The following is a 20,553-nucleotide window of genomic DNA, read 5'->3' as shown; positions in this document are numbered from 1 at the left end:
GGGTGGGCCCACAACCCCCCTTTCGAACCGGACTTTGAGCCGGACCGCCCGGGGGTGGGCGGTCCACCGGACGAGAGGGACCAGCGTCATGAGTTCCGTTGTGCAACCGGCGACATCGACACCCGATCCGGACCCGGAGGTCCAACCGCCTTCCACCGCCGGGAAATACCGGCCCATCTCCTCCCACCTGGCGATCACACCGCCGGTGAGCGTCGTCATCCCGGCGATGAACGAGGCGGAGAACCTTCCCTACGTCTTCAAGACCCTGCCCGACTGGATCCACGAAGTGGTCCTGGTCGACGGCAACTCCACCGACGCCACCGTCGAGGTCGCCCGCGAACTGTGGCCCGGCGTCAAGGTCGTCGGGCAGTCGGGGCGCGGCAAGGGCGACGCCCTGATCACCGGCTTCGAGGCCTGCACCGGCGACATCATCGTCATGGTCGACGCCGACGGCTCCGCCGACGGCAACGAGATCGTCAGCTATGTCTCCGCCCTCGTCTCGGGCGCCGACTTCGCCAAGGGCTCCCGCTTCGCCAACGGCGGCGGCACCGACGACATGACCTTCATCCGCAAGCTCGGCAACCGGGTCCTGTGCGCCGTCGTCAACCGCAAGTTCGGCGCCCGCTACACCGATCTCTGCTACGGCTACAACGCGTTCTGGCGGCACTGCCTCGACAAGATCGAGCTGGACTGCACCGGTTTCGAGGTGGAGACCCTCATGAACATCCGGGTCGTCAAGGCCGGGTTGAAGGTGCAGGAGATCCCCAGCCACGAGTACCTGCGCATCCACGGCGTGAGCAACCTGCGCGCCGTGCGGGACGGGCTGCGGGTGCTGCGCGTCATCCTGGGCGAGCGCTCCAACCGGCGCGCCCTGCGCGCGACCGCCCGCCGGGCCCGCATGCTCGGCTCCGTCCGGGGAGAGGTGTCTTGAGCACGGACGCCCACCCGTCCACGCCCGGACCCGCCCTCTCCGTCGTCGTCTGCGCGTACACCGAGGACCGCTGGGACGACATCCTCGCCGCCGTCGCCTCGGTGCGCGCCCAGAGCCGCCCCGCTCTGGAGACCCTGCTGGTCGTCGACCACCATCCAGCGCTGCTGGACCGGTTGACGCGGCACTACAAAGACCTGGAGGGGGACGGCGGCGCGGGCGAGGGGGGCGGCGCGGTGCGGGTGATGGCGAACGCGGGGCCCCGGGGGCTGTCGGCGGGGCGCAACACCGGCATCGCCGCCTCGCGGGGCGAGATCGTCGCCTTCCTCGACGACGACGCCGTGGCCGAACGCGACTGGCTGCACTGGTTCGCCGAGGGCTACCGCGACCCGCGGGTGATGGCCGTCGGCGGCCGGACGGTCCCGGTGTGGGCGTCGGGGCGGCGGCCCGCCTGGTTCCCCGACGAGTTCGACTGGGTGGTGGGCTGCTCCTACCGCGGACTGCCGCCCGGCCGGGTCCGGGTCCGCAACGTCCTCGGCGGCAACGCCTCGTTCCGGCGTACGGCGTTCGACGTTGCGGGCGGCTTCGCGACCGGTATCGGCCGCGACGGCGACCGGCGACCGCTGGGCGGCGAGGAGACCGAGCTGTGCATCCGGCTGAGCCGGGCCCGGCCCGACGCGGTCCTCCTCGTCGACGACCGCGCCGTCATCCACCACAAGGTGCCCGAGGTCCGGGAACGCTTCGCCTACTTCCGCACCCGCACCTACGCCGAGGGCCTCTCCAAGGCGCTGGTCGCGCGGAGCGTCGGCGCGGGCAAGGGCCTGGAGTCCGAACGCCGGTACACCACAAGGGTGCTGCCCGCGGGCGTGGTCCGCGGCCTGCGCGACCAGGCCCTCGCCCGGCCCGGCGGCGCCCGCCGCGCGGGCGCCATCGTCACCGGCGTCGTCACGGCGGCGGGCGGCTACCTCGTCGGCAGCGTCCGCGCCCGCCGCAACGGCACGACGTTCAAGATCGTCCGCCTCGACGGCGCGGCGCAGGCCGGCGGTACGGAAGCTCCCGACGCCGCCCCGGCCCCGGACGCGCCCCCGGTCACGGACCCCGACCGGGGGGCCGCCGTATGACGGACGCGACGGCCGGCCGCCGTACGGCCGGGAGAGCAGGGGAACCCGCCCTGACCGAGGGAGCCGAGGGAATCGAGGGAGCCGAGGGTGCCCTGGCGCGCCGTGCGGTCGACGAGCGGGTGCCGATCCTCATGTACCACGCGGTCGCCGCCGAACCGAACGACGCCACGCGGGCGTTGTCGGTGACGCCCGAGGCGTTCGCGGCGCAGATGGCGCGCGTCGCCGAGCGGGGGCTGACCCCGGTCGGCACCGCCGACCTGGCCGCCCGCTGGCGGTCGGGGCGTCCACTGCCCGCCCGGCCGGTGCTGATCACCTTCGACGACGGCTACGAGGGCGTCCACCGGCACGCCCTGCCCGCCCTGGCCGCACACGGCTTCCCGGCGACGCTGTTCGTGTCGACCGGCTGGCTGCGGGGCGCGCACGACACCGGGGGCGCCCTCGACACCATGCTCGACTGGGACCAGGTGCGCGAACTGGCCGACGCGGGCGTGGAGATCGGCGGCCACAGCCACACCCACCCGCAGCTCGACCAGCTCGACGACACCGCCCTGCGCGACGAGCTGACCCGCTGCCGCGACCTGGTCGCCGCCGAACTGGGCGCGCCTCCCGCGTCGTTCGCCTACCCGTACGGCTACTCCAGCCGCCGGGTGCGCACGGCCGTCCGGGAGAACGGGTTCGCGCAGGCGCTCGCCGTCGGCAACGCCCTGGCCCGGCGGGCGCAGGGGCCGTACGCGCTGCGCCGGGTCACCGTGCGGCGGACCACGGACGACGCGGAGTTCGTCCGGCTGCTCGAAGGCAGGTCCGTCGGGCGGGTGTTCGCCCGCGACCGGGCCCTCACCAAGGGCTACGCGGTGGTGCGGCGCGCCCGGCGGCTGGGGCGCAGGACGGTGGACGCCCTGGTCTGAACCTTCCGGCCCCCGGCGGCGGCCCGCCGACACACCGACGCGCGCGGGAGCGGAAACGGGGTGCGCGGGGGCCCCCGGTGCCGGATCATGGCGGACATGTCCGCTCCCCTGCACGGCGCCCTGCCGATCCGGCTCACCGTCGACGACTCCGACTCCCCGTCCGACGTCGTCGACGCGCTGTTCCTCGGCCGCTTCGCGACGGGCGAGCAGCCGTACTCGCACGCGGCCAACATCGACCGGGTGCGCGCCGGCGCCGACCTGGTCCCGTCCGACGCGCGCGTGCTGCGCGTCGCCCGCGACGACGACCGCAGCGCCACCCTCGCCGAGGGCGACGGCTGGACGCTGCTGGTGTCCCGCTGGAACCGGGGCGCCGACGTCACCGTGACCGCGACCTCCGCCGAACTCGCCCAGAAGGTGCTGAACCAGGCCACCGAGGGGGCCGCGGACGAGCCCGAACCCCAGCCGGAGAACGTGACGATGGGGTTCTGGTACGTCTCCCCCCGGCGCGGACCGCACCGCACCACCCGCCAGATCTCGGCGGGCACCTGGGACGAGATCCGCCCCAACTACACCGCCCCCGTGGCGGAGGCGATGGACCGGCTGATGACCACCGGCCCGGACGACATCGCGGGCCGTCTGCTCCTGCTGCACGGCCCGCCCGGCACCGGCAAGACCTCCGCGCTGCGCACCCTGGCCCGCTCCTGGCGGGACTGGTGCCAGGTCGACTGCGTCCTCGATCCCGAACGGCTCTTCTCCGACGTCGGCTATCTGATGGACATCGCGATCGGCGAGGAGGACGCCACCGGGAAGGGCCGCTGGCGGCTGCTCCTGCTGGAGGACTGCGACGAGCTGATCCGCGGCGAGGCCAAGCACACCGCGGGGCAGGCCCTGTCCCGGCTGCTCAACCTCACCGACGGCCTGCTCGGCCAGGGCCGCAACGTGCTGGTGGGCGTGACGACCAACGAGGACCTGGAACGGCTGCACCCGGCGGTCGTACGGCCCGGCCGCTGTCTGGCCCGGATCGAGGTCGGCCCGCTGACCCGCCGCGAGTCGGTGGACTGGCTGGGCACCGAGGAGGGCGTCGGCCGCGACGGCACGACCCTCGCCGAGCTGTACGCGCTGCGCCGGGGCGTCTCCCCGACCGCCCTGCCGGAACCGCGCGGCGGAGCGGACGCGGGCCTGTACCTGTAGGGCCTATACCTGTAGGGCCTGTGTCCGTAGGCCGGTGGCGTCGGCCGCATCAGGGGGCGGCGCGCCGTCAGTCTCCCGCCGCCCGCAGGGCTTCCCGCACGGCGGCGAGGGCCTGGGCGTCGGTGAGGCCGAGACGCCGGGCGCGTTCCGCGAACGCGCCCGCGGCGGCGGCCAGTTCCCGTTCGGCCGCCGACCCGGACGCGGCGACGAACGTCCCGTTGCGGCCCCGCGTCTCGATCACCCCGTCCGCCTCCAGCGCCCGGTACGCCTTGGCGACCGTGTTGGCGGCCAGCCCCAGCGACTCGGCGAGGCCCCGCACGGTCGGCAGCCGGTGCCCCACGGGCAGCGCGCCCGAGCGGGCCTGTTCGGCGATCTGCGCCCGCACCTGCTCGTACGGCGCCACGCCCTCACGGATGGAGATCTTCAAGGTCACGGCCCGATTGTCCCCCACCCGCCGGAAAAGGGGAGGCGGCCCGGCGCGGACGGCGCATAGCGTGCGGGGCATGACCGTCATCGTGCGCGATCTGCGCCCGGAGGTACGGGCCGACGTCGAGGCCTTCGTGCGGGTACGGCGCCTGGCGCTGCCCTTCATGGTGGGCACGCCGGAGTCCGTCCTCCACGACCTCACCGGCTCCCACCCCGACGCCCGCCACCGGCAGCTCCTCGCCGAGAGCGACGGGGAGGTCGTGGGCACCGCCCAGGTCCGCCTCGCCCACGACAGCCCGGAACCCGGCCAGGGCTCCGTCAACGTGTACGTGCACCCGGAGCGGACCCGGCGGGGCGCGGGCGCGCTGCTGCTGCGGACCGGCGAGGACCATCTCGCCGCGGCCGGGGCGACCCGGGTGTACTCCTGGGTGCTGGACGAGCCCGGCAACCGCGCCTTCGCCGAGCGGCACGGCTACCGGCCGCGCCGCTCCGCGCACTTCCTCCGCCTCGACCTGGCGAACGGCCCGCTGCCCCCGCTCGCCGATCCCCCGCCCGGTGTCGAACTGCGCCCCGGCGCCGACTTCGCCGCCGACCCGCGCCCCCTGTTCGCACTGGACGCGGAGACCACCGCCGACGAACCCGGCGACATCGGCACCGAGTTCACCGACTACGACACCTGGCTGACGGAGACCTGGCGGCATCCGCTGCTCGACCACCGGCTCACCACGGTCGCCGTCGTCGACGGGGTGCCCGCCGCGTTCACCGCCGTGCACACCGACGGCGCGACCCGCTACGCCACCGGCATGACCGGCACCGCCCGCGCCTTCCGGGGCCGCGGCCTGGCCAAGCTCGCCAAGAACGCCTCCCTGCACCGCGCCCGCGCCGCCGGGTACACCGAGGCGTTCACCGGCAACGACACGGACAACGCCCCGATGCTCGCGATCAACACCTGGTTCGGGTACGGGATCTGCGCGACGGAGGTGCGGTATGCCCGCGAACTCGGCTGACGGCACCGGCCCGGTGGAGGTCGTCCTCGTCAAGGGCGGCCGTACGAAGATCCGTTATCCGGCGGAGCTGCTCGCCGACGACGGCGTGCGGATCACCGTCCGGGCCGCGTGGGCGGGCACGGACGTCCGTGACTTCGGCTTCGTCCGGTTCGAGCCGGGGGACGTGTTCACCGAGCACTACTGGCGGGACCGCTGGTACGCGGTGAAGGAGGTCCGCGACGCGGCCGGGGTCCGCAAGGGCTGGTACTGCGACGTGACCCGCCCCGCCGTACGCTCCGGCGCCGCGCTGACCGTCGAGGATCTCGACCTGGACCTGTGGTGCTCGGCCGACGGCGGGGACGTACGGCGGCTGGACGAGGACGAGTTCGCGGAGAGCGGGCTCGCCGGGCGGGACCCGGAGGCGGCCGCGGCGGCGGGGGCCGCGCTCGACGAACTGGAGGCGCGGGCGCGCGGGACCGGCTTCGCCGACCTGGGGTGACGGGCCCCGCCGGGGCCCGCCCGGCGGGGGCGGGGTCAGCGGCCGAGGAGCGCCGCCGCCGAGTACCACAGCGGCCCCTGGTTGAGGCGGTCCGGGTACAGCTCCAGCATCGCCCGGCCGTACGCCGCGACGTTCTCGCTGGAGTCCAGCAGCCGGGCGGCGTCCAGCAGGTACCGGCGGGTCTCGTCGACGGTCCGGGGGTCGTCGGGCAGGTCGCGGTTCTTGTGACCGGCGACGACGGCGCGCGGGGCGAGGGCCTCGATGACGTCGAGCGCGGCCAGCCAGGACTCCAGTCCGCCGTCGCCGCTCTCCAGCAGCATCTGGTGCACCCCGTTGTAGACGGCGTCACCGGCCACGACGAGGCCGAGGGACGGCACGTGCAGGACGGTGGTCTCGTCGGTGTCGGTGTGCCCGACCTCGACGGCCCGCAGGACGTTGCCCTCCAGGAGGAACCCGTCGGCGGGGACCGGCTCCGCGAGGACGGGCGTCTCGGGCAGCATGCCGGGGAAGAAGCCGTCCCACATCGCCCGGTCCTGGACGGCGCGGTGCATGACGTCGATGGTGCCCGCGCTCGCGTACACCGTGACACCGGGGAAGCGTGCGACGAGTTCGCCGGTGCCGAACCAGTGGTCGCCGTGGCCGTGGGTGACGTAGATGTACGCCAGCCTCCGGCCGGACCGCTCGATCCAGTCGCCGACCTCCTTGATCTGGTCGTGGGTGAACGGCGGGTCGACGAGCACGGCGTCGTGCTCGCCCTGGATCAGGGTGACGGCCAGCGGGGACGACACGAGCGGGCCGCCGTCCGGCAGCCGCTGCTCGGAGACCCGCACCACGCCGTCGAGGACGAGGACGTCGTAGGAGAGGGCGCCGGGCTGCGTCCGGGTGGGCCGGGACTGGGTGGGGTCCGCCATGGCGGGACCTCCTCGGTGGTACGGAGCGGACAGAGGGAAGCGGGAAGAAGAGAAGGGAAGGAGAGAAGGGGGGACAGAGAACGGGACAGAGAAGAGGGAGGGGATCAGAGGTGGCGGGCGAACCAGTCGAGGGCGGCGCCGCTGGTCTCGTCGAGGTTCTTGGCGTACGCGTCGAAGTGGCCGCCGTCGTAGCGGACCAGCCGCTTCGGCTCCCCGGCCGTCTCGAAGGCGGCCTCGGCCAGGTCGTGCGGGGTGATGTCGTCGCGCTCGGCGACGATCATGAGCAGGGGGGTCGGCGCCACGCGGGGAACCCACACCCCGGGGTCGTACATCTGGGCCTTGAGGGTCGACCGGAGCGTGACGCGCAGGTCGTCCTCGATCCCGGCGGGGGTGGGGAACCGTTCGTGGAACTCCTCGATCTCCCGCGAGTGGTAGACGGCCACGGTGTCGGGGTCGAGGCTGTTGATGAGCTGGGTGGCGGGCGCGCCGGTGAGCTGGGCGCGGTCGTCGGCGGCGAGGACGCCCGCGAGGAGCGGCCGCCGTTCGGCGGGCACACGGCGCAGGCCCTGCTCAAAGCCGCTGATGGTGGGGATCTGGGCGACGACGGCCTTGATCCGGCGGTCGCTCGCGGCGAGGACCAGGGAGTGGCCGCCCGCGTAGCTGGTGCCCCACAGGCCGATCCGCTCGGGGTCGACGCCGTCGAGGGTGGTGAGGAACGAGATCACCCGCCGCCAGTCGTGCAGTTGGCGCCACGGGTCGACGTCCCGGCGCGGCTGTCCGCCGCTGAGGCCGAAGCCGCGGTGGTCGTGGACGGCGACCGCGTATCCGGCGGCGGCGAACCGCTGGGCGTAGCCGTCGAGTCCGTGGTACTTCAGACCGGCGAAGCCGTGGGCCATCGTGATCACGGGGACCGGTCCGGTCGCCCGCTCGGGCCGGTACAGCCAGGTGTGCAGGTCGATCCCGTCGTCGACGGGGACACGGATCTCTTCCGGGGTGAACTCCATACGGGGCTCTCCGATTCTCGGCGGGGCGGGTGGGGTCAGGCGCCCGCGACGTCCAGGACGACCCGGCCGTAGGGGCGGTCCTCGATGAGGTGGCGGGTCGCCTCGGCGGCCTCGGCCAGCGGGAACGTGCGCGCGACGGTGGGGTGGAAGGCGCCCTCCGCGAGGTACTGGAAGAGCCTGGTGTGGGCCTCGGCCAGGGTCTCCGGGGAGAACAGGGTGAACATGAAGCCGCGCACCCGCGCCGACCGCCAGATGAGGTCGGTGACGTTGATCGTGGCCTCCTTGCCGCCCGAGTAGCCGACGGAGACGAGGGTGCCGCCGGGCGCGAGGCTCGCCAGCGCCTCCCCGGTGAACGAGCCGCCGACGCCGTCCACGACGACGTCCACGCCCCGCCCGCCGGTCAGCCGGGCCACGCCGTCGCGCAGCGACTCCCGTGACAGGTCGATGACCTCGTGGCCCTCGGCACGCGCCCGCTCGGCCTTGTCGGTGCGGCTGGCGGTGGAGATGGCGAGGGAGGCGCCGAGGCGGTGGGCCACCTCGACGGTGCCGAGGCCGACCGAGCCGCCGATACCGGGCGACAGAACCGTCTGGCCCGGCTTGAAGGAGGCCAGTTCCCGCAGGGAGAGGTACGCGGTGAGATAGCCGGCGCCGGTGGTGAACGCGACGACGTCCGTCAGATCGGCGCCGGGCGGGAGCGGGATCAGGTCCTGCGGGTCGGCGAGGAGGTACTCCTGCCAGGTGCCGTCCCGGAACATCCCGAAGCCGCGGCCCGCCAGGACCACGTGTGTGCCCGGCTTCAGCGCCTCGACGCCGCCGTTGTCGACGATCTCGCCGACTCCCCCGGTGCCCGGGACCAGCGGCACCTGCCGGGCGCTGGGCAGCGCGCCGGAGCGGACGGTGTCGTCCAGCGGATTGACCCCCGCGAGGCGCACCCGCACCAGGATCTTGCCGGGAGCGGGCTCCGGGGCGGGGAGATCGACGAGCCGCAGCCGGTCGTAGCCGCCGAACGCGGAGATCTGGATAGCCCTCATGTGTGTCGCTTCCCTTCGCATTCCATCAACTTCTCACTTCATAATTCGAAGTCAGCCTAGTAGCTGACTTCGATAAGTCAAGCCAGGGGGGTGGGGAGGTGGGCCGGGCCGGGGGCGCGGGCGTCCGGAAACGGGCGACGGCCCGACGTCGTGGGACGTCGGGCCGTCGGGCGGTCGTGGTGCGGGAGTGAGGGGGGCGCGGGGTGCGCGGTGGGGGCTCCGGCTCCGGCTAGCGTGCCGGGACGCCGACTCCGGGGCCGGTGCCGGGTGCGGCGCTCGCTCCGGGGCCGGGTACGGAGACGATGTCGTCGAGGGAGACCTCGCGCCCCTCGTCGTCGACCAGGGCGACGCGGACCGGGCGCCCGCCGTCCCTGGTCCGCAGATACGCGGGCGGCCCCTCGGGTCCGGAGAGGTGGCCGTCGCCCCACTGCTGGAGGGCGGCGAGCACGGGATAGAGGGCGCGGCCGGACTCGGTGAGCCGGTACTCGGCGCGCTCGCGGCTGCCCGGTTCCTGGTAGGCGGTACGGGTCAGCACGCCCGCGTCGACCAGCTTGCCCAGCCGGTCGGTCAGCGTCTCGGACGGCATCCGCAGGGCGGCGCTGAACTCCGCGAACCGGGTCCGCCCGCGGAACGCCTCCCGCACGACGAGCAGGGTCCACCGCTCCCCCAACAGCGTCAGGCTGCGGGCTATCGAGCAGGCACCGCCTGCTTCCAGGCGTGAGGTACGCGTCATGAGGCCGATGGTAGTCCGCCGGGTCCGGGCCGCGCCGGGGCCCGCGGGGCCGGGGGACGGTGTCACGGGGTCGGGGAACGGGGTCACGGGAACGGCGTCACGGACAGCCCCGTTCCCGGTGGTCGCCGGGGCGGGCGGGCACGGTCGCCACCAGCGCGTACCGCTCGTCGGGGACCGGGCCGCCCCACAGACGGGGGTCGGCGGAGAGGCGGTGCAGGACCGGCGGCCCGGTCAGGGGGGTGACCAGGGCGGCGAGCCGGTCCGGCGGTATCCCGACCGGCGTGGACGTGCCCCACACGCCCTCGACCAGGACGAGCCGCCCGCCCGGGCGCAGCAGTCCGCGCCAGCGGCGCAGGGCGGCGGCGGGGTCGGGCAGGGCCCGCAGCACATGCCGGACGAGCACGGCGTCGAACCGGTCCGCGCCGACCGGGGGCGCCGCGGCGTCGCCGAGGAGGAACACCGCGTCCCACCCGGCGAGTTTGGTCCGGGCCCGGTCGAGCATGGCCGGGGAGAGGTCGACGCCGGTGACCCGGTACCCCTGCTCGGCGGCGAGCAGCGCGAGGCTGCCCGTGCCGCACCCGAGATCGAGCAGGTCGGGCAGGCCGAGGGGATCGAAGGGGTCGGGGAGATCGGAGGGGGCGGGGGGACCGCCGGGGCGGGCCGGGAGCCAGTCGCGCAGCCGCCCGGCCCAGGCGGCGCGCACGACGGGGTCGCGCAGCCCGTGGTCGGGTTCGTCGTCGAACCCGGCGGCCAGCGCGTCCCAGTCGAGCCCGCCACCCACCGTGCCCCCACCGCTCCGATCCGTCATACGCCCCAGGGTGACACCCCCCACTGACAATCGAATCGTGACAGTGGCCACTGACAGAACGGGCGGCGATGAGGAACCCTCCCCCCACGGGTCTACCTCCGTGGGATCACGGACCCCGGTAGCCCCTGAAGGAGGCAGCCATGCGCCGTACGACCGTGCAGAAGCCCCTGAACCTCAAGAAGAGGACGGAGTCCCGCCGCCTCCGCGAGGAGGCGGACCGGCAACGCCCGGCCGCCCGCCCCGAAGTGCGCGAGGACATCGCGCGCACCTGGTGGCCGGAAGGCTGACCGGCGACCGGCCGCCTGGCAGCGACCAGAGACCAGCCGCCGACAACCTGAGCTGAGGCTCAGCGCTTCCTTAAGGCCGCCCTAAAGATCACCGGGGGCACTCCCCCGGTGGTCCGATCCGGGGTTTCTTGGTTCCGGCACCACCTCTCGACCGGTACCGAGGAGATCCCCATGTCCGCACGCCGCAAGGCCGCCGCCGTCACCGCGCTGGGCCTCGCCCCGCTCACCCTCGGCGCGCTGGCCACGACCCCGGCGGCCGCCCACGGCTCGATGGGCGACCCGGTCAGCCGGGTCGCCCAGTGCTACGCGGAGGGTCCGGAGAGCCCGAGGTCGGCCGCGTGCCGGGCCGCCGTCGCGGCGGGCGGGACGCAGGCGCTGTACGACTGGAACGGCATCCGCATCGGCGACGCGGCCGGCCGCCACCGGCAGCTGATCCCGGACGGCAAGCTGTGCAGCGCGAACGACGCCGCGTTCAAGGGGCTGGATCTGGCCCGCGCCGACTGGCCGACGACGGCGGTGCGCGGCGGGTCGTACACCTTCAAGTACCGGGTGACCGCCCCGCACAAGGGCACCTTCACGGTGTACGTCACCAAGCCGGGCTACGACCCGACGCGCCCGCTCGCCTGGTCCGACCTGGACCTGGAGCGGCCGGTGGCGACGGCGACCGACCCGGTGGCGGCGGGCGGCTTCTACACGTTCTCCGGCACGCTGCCGCAGCGGTCGGGCACGCATGTGCTGTACGCGGTGTGGCAGCGGTCGGACAGCCCGGAGGCGTTCTACTCCTGCTCGGACGTCAGCTACGGCGGCCCGTCGGGCGGCGCGAACGGCACGGGCAGTACGGGTGGTTCGGGTGACGCAGGTGGCTCGGGCGGGGGTTCCGCGTCCGCCCCGGCGGCCCCGGCACCGGCGCCTGCCGCGTCCGCGCCGTCCGAGGCGCAGATCGAGGACGGTGCCGGCAAGTCGACGGTGGAGCACGGCGGTCACGGCGACGACGACCCGGCGACCACCACGGACCCCACGGCCCCGGCGGGCTCGGACGCCCGACCGGCCGGTGACCGCTCGACCGCCCCCGCCCCGGCGGCGAGCGCCCCGGCGGACGGCGCCCCGGCTCCGGCGGGCGCGGGGACGGACCTCGCCGAGACCGGCGGCGACGGCAGCACCCCGTATCTGGCGATGGGCGGCGCGGGCGTCCTGGCGCTGGGGACCGCGGTGCTGTTCGCGTCGGTGCGGCGGCGGGCCGCGGTCGGCCGGTCCGGTCGCTGACCGGGCCGGGAACGGACTCCGGGGCCTGACCGGCGGCTCAGGCAGGTCAGGCCCCGGCGGGCCGGCTCGTGCGGGAGTACGGGTCAGCCCAGGACGGACGCGCAGGTGGTGGGGGTGGCGCGGGCGGGGTCGAGCGAGTTGGCGACCTCGTGGAAGGCGATGCGGTCGGTGAGGCCGATGAGGACGTGTTCGGAGAGGTCGACCGGGCAGAGGTCCTGGAGCAGGACGTTGCGGACGTTCGCCCCGCTCAGGAACTGCGTGCGGTACGGCGTCACCACCTCGTCGTATTTGGTGGCGATGACCGTGTAGCGGACGCCGGGCACGGTGTCGCCGCCCGCGTTGAGACGGTTGATGAAGTCGGAGCCCACCATCTGCTGGGCGAGCCCCGGGGTGGCGGCGCTGATGAGGTCCTCCGCGCCGGGGAAGTAGGGCAGCAGCTTGGTCAGTCCGGCGAGGGTGGTGCCGTGGCTGTTGGGGGCGATACCGACGAGGGCGTTCACCTTGCTCGCCCCGCCGAGGAACTTGAGGTAGTAGCGGGGCATCATGCCGCCCTGCGAGTGGCCGACGAGGTCGGCCTTGGGAGCCCCGGTCGCGGCGAGCACCCGGTCGACGTAGGCGGACAACTGCTCGGCCGACTTGTCGATCGGACCGAGGCCGTGGAAGAACGGGACACCGGGCAACTGGCCGTAGTCGAGGGAGAAGACGCAGTACCCGCGGTTCTTCAGGTACGGCGCGAGCCCCAGCCAGTTGTCGATGGAGTTGCCCAGGGTGCCGTGGACGAGGACCACGGGCCGGGGATGCGCGGCGGAGGGCCGGCAGTCGAAGTCGTTCCAGCCACTGCTCGGGCGAGCGGCGGCCTGTGCGGTGCCGATGGGGGCCAGGACTGCCGCCAGGACCAGCAGGACGGCGGCAAACGGTCTGAGCAGACGCTTCCAGGGCAGCATCGCGTGATCTCCTTGCGGCTCAAGGGAAATACGGCGGCCTAACGCCTGGTGATCCGGATCACAAGGAGCTGTTCACTCGTCAAGTTACGGGCGAGTAGGTGAACTGTGAAGTTACGCGTCAGTAAAATCTTGCTGGCCCCCAGGACACCCGCCCCCCTTCGGCACCCATCAACACCCGTCACCACCGAACAGGCCTGGGGGGACCGTAGGCCGCAATAACGGCGAAACGGGGCACAACACGCGGGTTCCGCCCTCACCCGGAACCTCGCGCTCTTCCCATCCCCTTCACGCCGCCAGCGTTCCCGGCAGGACGGCTCGGGGCCCGAACTTCGCGCGGACCCGGTCCGCGACCTCCTCGACCCGGCGGGACTTCTCGTCGACCGGGTCGAAGGTGAGCTGGTGGGAGGCCTGTCCGGCGGGGATCAGCGCCTCGGCGCGCAGGACGACCGAGCGGACCCGGGCGCGCTGGAGGGCGAGCGCGGCGTAGAGGTCGTACGCGGTCCTCGTCAGGTCGGCCGAGTGCGCGGTGGGTTCCCTCGGGGTGCGGCTGCGGACCGTGGTGGAGCGGTCGGCGTAGCGGACGGTGAGGGTCAGGGTGCGGCAGACCTGTTCCTCCGCGCGCAGCCGGGCGCCCAGGTCCCCGGCGGCGGAGAGCAGGGCCCGGCGGTGCCGTACGGGGTCCAACTCGTCGCGGGTGAAGGAGTGTTCGACGGCCAGGGAACGGGAGAGCGTGCCCGGGACGACCCGGCCCCGGTCGACGCCCCCGGCGCTCTCGCGCAGGTCCCGGCCCGCCTTCGCGCCGATCAGCCGCTGGAGCGTGGACAGCGGTGCGGCGGCGACCCGGCCGAGGGTGTCGAGGCCGTACTCGCCCAGGACACGGGCGGTCGCCGGGCCCACACCGGGCAGCGCGGTGACCGGTTTCCCGGCCAGGAACTCCCGTGCCCCGTCGGCGGGAACGACCCCCGGCACACCGGGGCGGGCGTCTCCCAGCGCCGTCCGGGCCAGCAGCGGTCCGGTGCCCGCGCCGATCAGGCAGTCCACGCCGTACCGGGCGAGGGCACGGACCCGGATCACCGGGGCGAGATCGAGCGCGTCCCGCCCGAAGTACCGTTCCGCGCCCCGAAGATCGGCCAGCGCCCCGTCCGGCGGAAGCGCCTCGACCACCGGGGTGAACTCCTCCAGCAGCCCGAGCAGCCCCGGCAGGGCGGCCTCGTACATCGGCGGCAGCTGGAACCGTACACAGAGGATGGTCATCCCGCGCTCCCTGGACTCTGGTGCCACAACTTCCTGACGGTGGCCGGGCCTTGGACGGCGGTCTCCTGTCCCGCGGGACGCAGGTCCGGCCACGGGTGCATCTCGTAGCCGGTGGACATGCGGATACGCCGGTCCCGGCCCGGACCACCCGCGCCCTCGCCTCCGTCACCGCCACCGTCTTCGCCCGCGCCGCCCCCGTTCGCGCCCCCGCCCGCGGTCTCGCCTCCACCGGAGTCGGCTCCGCCGTTCCCCTCGGCGGCTCGCCCGCTGTCGTCCGGCGCGCCGCGGCGCCGCCCGGTCGCCGCCGGGACCGCGAGACGGGACGCGACCTCGTCGAGGCCGCCCGTCTCGCGGAGTTCGGCCAGTTCGGCGAGGTTCCACGCGGCGGCGCCGACCACGCTGAGGCTGCGCGGCCCGCGCCGCTGCACCACACCGCGCACCAGCAGCAGCCAGGAGTGGAAGACGGTGTACGCGCAGGCGTCGTGCGAGTCGTCGAAGAAGGCGAGGTCGACCAGGCCGGTGCCGTCGTCCAGGGTGGAGAAGATGACCCGGCGCCCGGAGCGGACCGGCGGGGTCTGGGTGGCCGCCTTGGCCCCCGCGACCAGCACCGTCTCGCCGTGCCGTGCCGTCCGCAGGCGACGCGCCGTGACCACGCCCAGCTCGCACAGGAAGTCCCGGTGGTCGTCCATCAGGTTGCGCGAGGTGTCCATCGACAGCACGCCCAGCTCGGCGCTGAGCCGTTCCTGGTCGGTGAGGTCGGGCAGCCCGGCCGGGGCGGTCTCCCGGCCCCCGGCCAGGGGGAGTTGGGCACCTCGGGCGCCCCGGGCGGAGCGGTGCAGCTCGGTCAGGTGCAGTTGCAGGTCACGCCGGTTGGCGCCGAACGCGTCCAACGCGCCCACGCGTGCCAGCCGTTCGGCGAGCGGGCGACTCGGCCGGGCGCGTTCCCAGAAGTCGAGCAGCGAGGCGTACGGCTGTCCGTCCGCGATCCGCCCCGCCTCGGCTTCGCTGATGCCGTGCACGTCGGAGAGGGCCAGCCGGAGCCCCCACGCCTTCGCCGTCTCCACCCCCCTTGAATCAGACACCAGTTCGATATGGTGAGTGACTCCCGAGTGGTTCACGTCCAGCGGCAGCACCGGCACGCCCCGCCGCCGCGCGTCCGCCAGCAGCAGCCGCTTGGGGTACATCCCCGGATCATGGGTGAGCAGCCCGGCGTAGAAGGCGGCCGGGTGGTGCGTCTTGAGCCAGGCCGACTGGTAGGTCGGGACGGCGAAGGCGACCGCGTGAGCGCGTTCTTCGCGATCCGCATGTCTCATGAGACATAGACCCGAGCCACCAACGCCGCCCCTCCACAGCCTCTTATGATCGGCTGGCGAGCGCGACGAGTGGCGGGGTGAGACAGTGGATCACAGGCAAAATCCCTTTCGAGCCATACCCGATCGGGTGATTTCTCGGGGCTTTGACTTGACATATGGCACTCGTATTGCAATGCGCTCTACAGGGGTCCCGGGGAGGAGTCAGGTCCGTGGCAGATGAACGGGCGTCGGCCATGGGTGGTGGAGTTGCCGACAAGTTGGGCAACCGCTACGAAGGCTGGTGGACGATCTGGCGAGGCGTGGTCCCGGTCCTTCGTGGCCAGTACGACGCCATCCAGGTCGAGACTCTGGGGCCCCCTGGCGAAGCAGTGGAATTTCGCCTCTACGGCCATCAGCCGTCAGGGCCAGACCAGGTTCATCAGTGCAAGCGCAGCCGCGCCTCGTCATGGACGCTGAATGCCCTCAGGACAGAGGGTCTGCTGAATCCCTTCGGGCGCCATTTGAGTCAGGGAACCGAGGTGGTGTTCGTCTCAGGCGCGTCATGCGCTTTGGAGAACCTGTCGGACAAAGCCCGTCGCCTCTCTGTCGAAGATTGGACGACGTCCTTCACCGCCCCCGAACAAGGAGACGTAGAAACACTCCTTGACGCATGGGAATCCGACCATTCCGGGGTGCATAGTCTGCTGCGACGCTTCACCTTTCATTTGATCAACGATCATCCACTCAAGGACGCAGCGCTAGGTTCTTTGGAGACGCAGGTAACCGGAGATCCAAAGAATGCCTTGCTGTTCCTCGGCGATCTGCTCCTGGACCACCTCTCGACTCGGCTGACACCTCAATTCCTGTGGTCGGCCTTGCGCGATGAGGGATACGCGCCTCGTGATGGCTACGACCACTCTTCTGTGGTAACCGTGCGACAGGTCAATGAGCGCTACATCGAAGGTGTGCGCAGGCGAAGGCCACAGACCCTTTCCCTGATTGTCCGACCCGAAGTCGAGCAGCTCGTCGACCTTTTGAAGGACCCGGCCGGAGGACCTGGTGTAGTCGTGGCCGGCGCTCCCGGCGCCGGAAAGTCCACTGCTCTGGCCGAGGTGTGTGCGCGACTGGCCGCAGACGGTGTGGTCGTCGGGGCGCTACGCCTCGATGTGACGGATACATCCCATACGGCACGCCAGTTGGGAGCGCAGGATGCCGTTGGCTTCGGCGCTTCTCCATCCATGGTTCTGGAGCGAGCGGCTGCTGGTGAGCCGAGTGTCCTGGTGATTGATCAACTGGACGCGCTGTCCCGCTTCAGCGGCCAGGGCGAGCCAGCCCTTGGCGGAGTCCGGGAAGTGCTCGAGACAGCACGGGCCAGTGGAGACATGCGGCTGCTCGTTGCTTGCCGTCGCTACGACCTGTCCAACGACCGTCAGCTCAAGGGACTGTTGGGCGACTTCACGGTTATCGATCTCGGTCCGCTCACAGATGAGCATGTCCGCCAAGCCCTGATGGAGTTGGGAGTCGATCCCGCTGCACTGTCCGCCAGGCAGCAGAAGTTGCTGAGCAGTCCATTCGCGCTGCGCCTGCTCGCGGAATCAGCCTCCGATTCTGACATCGATGGGAAAACGGAATTCGACATCACTCGTGCTACGACACTGACACAATTGCTTGAAGCCTTCGACGGTGAGATACGTAGACGACTCAACCAGCGTCTTGGAGTCGACAATTACGCTCGAGGTATCGCAGAGTTCGCGCGCCGACTGAGCCGCACAGGATCCCTCTCCGCCCCTCGCGGTGTCATCGGTGAACCCGGTCCGGACACACTGGACGCACTCATCGGGGAAGGCGTACTGGTAGAGGACCGCGGCCGACTGCGCTTCTTCCACGAGGAATACTTCGACTACGCTTTCGCGAGGCAGCACATCCAGGCCAGCGGCTCAGCCGTCAGCCTGCTCCAGGGAAAATCTCAGGACTTGTTGTGCCGACGCCTGGTCCGTGCCGTCCTTTCTCTGGAACGCGAGCTCGACCTGGACCAGTACAGAGACGACCTCGAAGCCATACTCGTGCATGCAACGGGTTACCGATCGCACATCCGCGCAGCCGTACTGACTTGGCTGAGATCTCATTCCTCAGCAACGCCTTACGAGTTCGAACACATCACCAACCTTGCTCTCAGTCCCGCCGACCCTCTCACTCGAAATTCCATGCCCGTTCTGGTGAGTCCTGGCTTCGTCCCCCACCTGCTGAGCCATGGGCTGATGAACAGCATCAGTGCCAGCTTCGACCCTGATACCGAAAGATCGGCATCCCCAACCAGTGGGTTGATCGGGTTCGCTCCGGACCAAGCCCGATGGATGCTAACGGAATCAGCAAGGGTCTCACCCGAAGAGATCTGCGCGGGCCTGGTACCTGTGGCGCGTGACCCGAGCATTGCCGTGCCGTGGGCACGCATGCTTCTCTGGACGGTTTTCCTCGCTGGTTCAACCGCAGGTCAAACCACCGTAGACCTCTACTGCGCGACCGCGACGACGATCGGGAACACCTACGCAGCTAATCCTGATACCGCAGCGGGTGAAATCACCTCTGAGCAGACCGCACTTGGCGCCGCTGTCGCCGCACTGTTCGGCTCGGATGGATTTCATGCTCTCAGCACCCTTGCGGGACGTACCACCGCGCCAGTCGCGATCGCTCTGCGTGCCTGGCTTGAAAGCCGGGCACAGATCGCGAGGGCTTCTGGAGCTCGGAACGCTTTCGATCATTCGTTCTTTCCGCACCGGGAGGGATCAGGTCTGCGGATCTTCCAGCGTGCCGCTGAGCGCGATCCAGTCGCTTTCCTGGAGAACCTGACCCAGCCGCTGCTCACAGAGTTCGACGAGATCGAATTCGAGGTGCGGTGGCATCCTTCAGGAACTCCGGATAACGACGGCTCAGGGCTAAGGGACAGCGGTATCGGCACAGCCGCCGGATTGCCTCCTGATCTGGAAGGTGAAGTGGTCGAGGGATGGCGGACGGCGCTGCGTCTGGCTGCCGCCGAGCATCCGACAGAGGCAGCGCTCTACCTTGAACAGTGCACCTCGTCCGATCTCCTTTTGGCCCATCAACTCGCGGCATCGGCCTTCAGCCAGTGCGCGCCGGAGCTGCACCCGGCTGCTCTGGCATGGGCTTCACGAGACGATGTGCGTGGCCTCCCTCTGAACTCCACAGTCGCCTGGGCGTGGGGTGAGGTTCTGGCCCATCTCGCGGACACGGGCACGGAGCCGGTCCGCGAAAGCGCAGTGGCTCTCGCCATGGAACCGTATGCGTCACTGGACCTTGACGCTATCTCCGCCTCGGCCAGTAGTTCCAGGTCAGATACTGCGTCCGCTGACAGAGATCAGCGACTGGCCCATGAGCAGCTCGTGGCGCTCTCCCTTATCGAACGGCGGATCGGTCCCCGGCTCGCTCCATCAGCACGTGCCCGACTCACTCAGCTGACGGAGGCGTTCGGGCCCGTACCGAAGACCTCCGACGCCTGGGTGCATCTCTTCGACGAAGGAGACTCCGAATCTGAATCGGGACCGCTTACCGATGACCAATGGATCGAGGCGATCGACGAGTACGACCAATCCCCTGTCCAACTGGGGACTCTGGAGTCGGCAGCGCGTTCTGAGCCGGTGCGGTTTGCGGGATTCGTGACGGCTCGTATCGGCCCGCAGCACGATCACCGGTGCACCCTCGCCATCCTTCGTGGGATTGTCAGCGCCCTTGATCTGCCTTCCGATGTCGAACTCGGAGCGGTCGTCGAGATGGTTGCAGCTGTATCGAGCTGGGGAGTCGAAACCTTCAATCGGCCGCTGTGCTCCCTGCTGGACAAGCTTGCGGGTGCTCACCTGCCTGAGCGGGTACTCGCCTGGCTCGTCGCCGTCGCTACGACTGCGGTCGACCCGAGCCCCATGGCCGTGTCCGATCCCGGCGAGGAGCACGTCATCGCGGGTCTGAATTCCGACCGAGGGGCAGCAGCCTTCTGCATTGCGCAACTGCTTGGCCCCGGGGAGCACAGAGCGGAGCGTTTGGAGGCACTCCTGCCGGCCATCCGCAGTCTCGCAGTCGATGACGCAGACCAGGTCCGCCTCTGGTGCCCGGTGATCCTGATCCGCGTCCACCTGGCAGATCAGACCGTTGTCTCCGAACTGAGCCGAAACTGGCTCGGCCTGGCCGATGACGCCCAGTTCATCGCCCCGTACCTTGACCGGCTCGCCTGGCAACTCCTCCACAGCGATGCGGATCTGGGACTTACCCTCGTCCAACGGATGCTGGAGACCGGCTCAGTTGATGTCCGCTGCCGGGGCGGTGCGCTCGCCGCGATGGCCGCCTTCCTGGGCATCGGGGCGCTGGAGCCTGAGCGGAGACCGCGCCCGCAGGATCTGTTCGAACAGAGCCTTAGTGATGCGGCTTCACGCAGTGGAGTGGCCGAAGCGCTGGCCGTTCGCGTCGAGGATCTGCCTCAGGTGTCAGGTGCCCAGGATGCCGAGGTAAGCGCAGATGAGGGGCTGCTCGTACGTCTACTCGACGATGAAGATCAGGCTGTGCGCAAAGCAGCGATCGGGTTCGTGCGCCATATAGGCGGATCGTTGGCCAGGCGCGAGCGGCTCCTGACAGCTCTGGTGTCGACATCGGCGTTCGCCGATTTCCCACAGGAGGTCTTTCACGCACTTGACCAGGCGGGTGCGGAGTTGCCGGTCGCTGCGACTCTGTCCCTGTGCGAAACGTGGCTCGGTGCCGGCAATCGGACTGTCGGAGACATCAGCACACGCGACTCCGCGATCGCCTTTGAAGTAGCCGACGTCGTTCTCTCCCTCTACGCCAGTACTCGGCCAGGAAGCGCGGAGCGTGAGCACACTCTGGATCTCCTGGACGCCTTGGTCGAGGCCGGCGCGATCGACATCGACAGGAAGACCGACGAGTGGGCAGGCCAGTGATAACGGCTCAGA

General features: G+C 71.3%; 17 protein-coding genes and 1 pseudogene. 9 read left to right on the top strand and 9 right to left on the bottom strand.

The window, feature by feature from the left end; all coding sequences use genetic code 11:
* Window positions 1-88: 88 nt before the first annotated feature.
* The 4 genes from ACIQPQ_RS17415 to ACIQPQ_RS17400 all read left to right on the top strand — a co-directional run bounded on the left by ACIQPQ_RS17415 (window position 89) and on the right by ACIQPQ_RS17400 (window position 4,145).
* On the top strand, window positions 89-931 hold the full coding sequence (locus ACIQPQ_RS17415; protein ID WP_401304751.1) for a glycosyltransferase family 2 protein: 843 nt from the start codon (window positions 89-91) through the stop codon (window positions 929-931).
* Window positions 928-2,049, top strand: a complete 1,122-nt coding sequence (locus tag ACIQPQ_RS17410) for a glycosyltransferase family 2 protein (RefSeq protein WP_401304748.1) — start codon at window positions 928-930, stop codon at window positions 2,047-2,049. The genes ACIQPQ_RS17415 and ACIQPQ_RS17410 overlap by 4 nt, the downstream gene beginning before the upstream one ends.
* A 131-nt stretch (window positions 2,050-2,180) precedes the next feature.
* The gene (locus tag ACIQPQ_RS17405) at window positions 2,181-2,954 is read left to right on the top strand and encodes a polysaccharide deacetylase family protein (RefSeq protein WP_401305231.1); all 774 of its coding nucleotides are present in this window, start codon (window positions 2,181-2,183) and stop codon (window positions 2,952-2,954) included.
* Between the two features lie 96 nt (window positions 2,955-3,050).
* Window positions 3,051-4,145, top strand: a complete 1,095-nt coding sequence (locus tag ACIQPQ_RS17400; RefSeq protein WP_401304745.1) for a DUF5925 domain-containing protein — start codon at window positions 3,051-3,053, stop codon at window positions 4,143-4,145.
* 67 nt (window positions 4,146-4,212) lie between these two features.
* On the opposite strand, the gene ACIQPQ_RS17395 is transcribed toward ACIQPQ_RS17400, so the two are convergent.
* The gene (locus ACIQPQ_RS17395; RefSeq protein WP_383774850.1) at window positions 4,213-4,578 is read right to left on the bottom strand and encodes a GntR family transcriptional regulator; all 366 of its coding nucleotides are present in this window, start codon (window positions 4,576-4,578) and stop codon (window positions 4,213-4,215) included.
* A 70-nt stretch (window positions 4,579-4,648) separates the two neighbouring features.
* Here ACIQPQ_RS17395 and ACIQPQ_RS17390 point away from each other — a divergent pair, with 70 nt between their 5' ends.
* Window positions 4,649-5,578 carry a GNAT family N-acetyltransferase gene (locus ACIQPQ_RS17390; protein ID WP_401304743.1) on the top strand — a complete coding sequence of 310 codons (930 nt, stop codon included), beginning with the start codon at window positions 4,649-4,651 and terminating at the stop codon, window positions 5,576-5,578.
* Window positions 5,559-6,056 carry a DUF402 domain-containing protein gene (locus ACIQPQ_RS17385; RefSeq protein WP_401304740.1) on the top strand — a complete coding sequence of 166 codons (498 nt, stop codon included), beginning with the start codon at window positions 5,559-5,561 and terminating at the stop codon, window positions 6,054-6,056. Before ACIQPQ_RS17390 ends, ACIQPQ_RS17385 begins: the two co-directional genes overlap by 20 nt.
* Before the next feature lie 35 nt (window positions 6,057-6,091).
* Here ACIQPQ_RS17385 and ACIQPQ_RS17380 read toward each other — a convergent pair whose 3' ends face one another.
* From ACIQPQ_RS17380 to ACIQPQ_RS17360, 5 genes are all read right to left on the bottom strand, one after another.
* On the bottom strand, window positions 6,092-6,967 hold the full coding sequence (locus tag ACIQPQ_RS17380) for an MBL fold metallo-hydrolase (RefSeq protein ID WP_401304737.1): 876 nt from the start codon (window positions 6,965-6,967) through the stop codon (window positions 6,092-6,094).
* Window positions 6,968-7,071: 104 nt separating this feature from the next.
* A complete protein-coding gene (locus ACIQPQ_RS17375) occupies window positions 7,072-7,971 on the bottom strand; it encodes an alpha/beta hydrolase (protein ID WP_401304734.1) in 900 nt (299 codons plus the stop codon).
* A gap of 35 nt (window positions 7,972-8,006) precedes the next feature.
* A complete protein-coding gene (locus tag ACIQPQ_RS17370) occupies window positions 8,007-9,002 on the bottom strand; it encodes a zinc-binding alcohol dehydrogenase family protein (RefSeq protein WP_401304732.1) in 996 nt (331 codons plus the stop codon).
* Window positions 9,003-9,231: 229 nt separating this feature from the next.
* Complete coding sequence (locus tag ACIQPQ_RS17365) at window positions 9,232-9,735, bottom strand: winged helix-turn-helix transcriptional regulator (RefSeq protein WP_401304729.1); 504 nt, start codon at window positions 9,733-9,735, stop codon at window positions 9,232-9,234.
* 97 nt (window positions 9,736-9,832) lie between these two features.
* On the bottom strand, window positions 9,833-10,543 hold the full coding sequence (locus ACIQPQ_RS17360) for a class I SAM-dependent methyltransferase (RefSeq protein WP_401304726.1): 711 nt from the start codon (window positions 10,541-10,543) through the stop codon (window positions 9,833-9,835).
* A gap of 140 nt (window positions 10,544-10,683) precedes the next feature.
* Here ACIQPQ_RS17360 and ACIQPQ_RS17355 point away from each other — a divergent pair, with 140 nt between their 5' ends.
* The gene (locus tag ACIQPQ_RS17355) at window positions 10,684-10,830 is read left to right on the top strand and encodes a hypothetical protein (protein WP_383774830.1); all 147 of its coding nucleotides are present in this window, start codon (window positions 10,684-10,686) and stop codon (window positions 10,828-10,830) included.
* Between the two features lie 171 nt (window positions 10,831-11,001).
* The gene (locus ACIQPQ_RS17350; RefSeq protein WP_401304722.1) at window positions 11,002-12,093 is read left to right on the top strand and encodes a lytic polysaccharide monooxygenase; all 1,092 of its coding nucleotides are present in this window, start codon (window positions 11,002-11,004) and stop codon (window positions 12,091-12,093) included.
* Between the two features lie 83 nt (window positions 12,094-12,176).
* On the opposite strand, the gene ACIQPQ_RS17345 is transcribed toward ACIQPQ_RS17350, so the two are convergent.
* From ACIQPQ_RS17345 to ACIQPQ_RS17335, 3 genes and pseudogenes are all read right to left on the bottom strand, one after another.
* Entirely contained in the window at window positions 12,177-13,037 is an 861-nt protein-coding gene (locus ACIQPQ_RS17345; RefSeq protein ID WP_383774826.1) for an esterase/lipase family protein, read from the bottom strand.
* A 285-nt stretch (window positions 13,038-13,322) separates the two neighbouring features.
* Window positions 13,323-14,291, bottom strand: a complete 969-nt coding sequence (locus ACIQPQ_RS17340; RefSeq protein ID WP_401304720.1) for a DNA polymerase thumb domain-containing protein — start codon at window positions 14,289-14,291, stop codon at window positions 13,323-13,325.
* Window positions 14,288-15,580: pseudogene (locus ACIQPQ_RS17335) on the bottom strand (OB-fold nucleic acid binding domain-containing protein); the annotation flags it as partial. The gene ACIQPQ_RS17340 and the pseudogene ACIQPQ_RS17335, both read right to left, overlap by 4 nt.
* Before the next feature lie 233 nt (window positions 15,581-15,813).
* On the opposite strand from ACIQPQ_RS17335, the gene ACIQPQ_RS17330 reads away from it, so the two are divergent.
* Window positions 15,814-20,541 carry a hypothetical protein gene (locus tag ACIQPQ_RS17330; RefSeq protein WP_401304718.1) on the top strand — a complete coding sequence of 1,576 codons (4,728 nt, stop codon included), beginning with the start codon at window positions 15,814-15,816 and terminating at the stop codon, window positions 20,539-20,541.
* The last annotated feature ends 12 nt before the right edge of the window (window positions 20,542-20,553 follow it).

The sequence above is a fragment of the Streptomyces sp. NPDC091281 genome, assembly GCF_044757425.1.
Classification (GTDB): Bacteria; Actinomycetota; Actinomycetes; order Streptomycetales; family Streptomycetaceae; genus Streptomyces.
The sequence above is the reverse complement of the archived record's forward strand: the minus strand, read 5'-3'. Positions and strand labels throughout refer to the sequence as shown.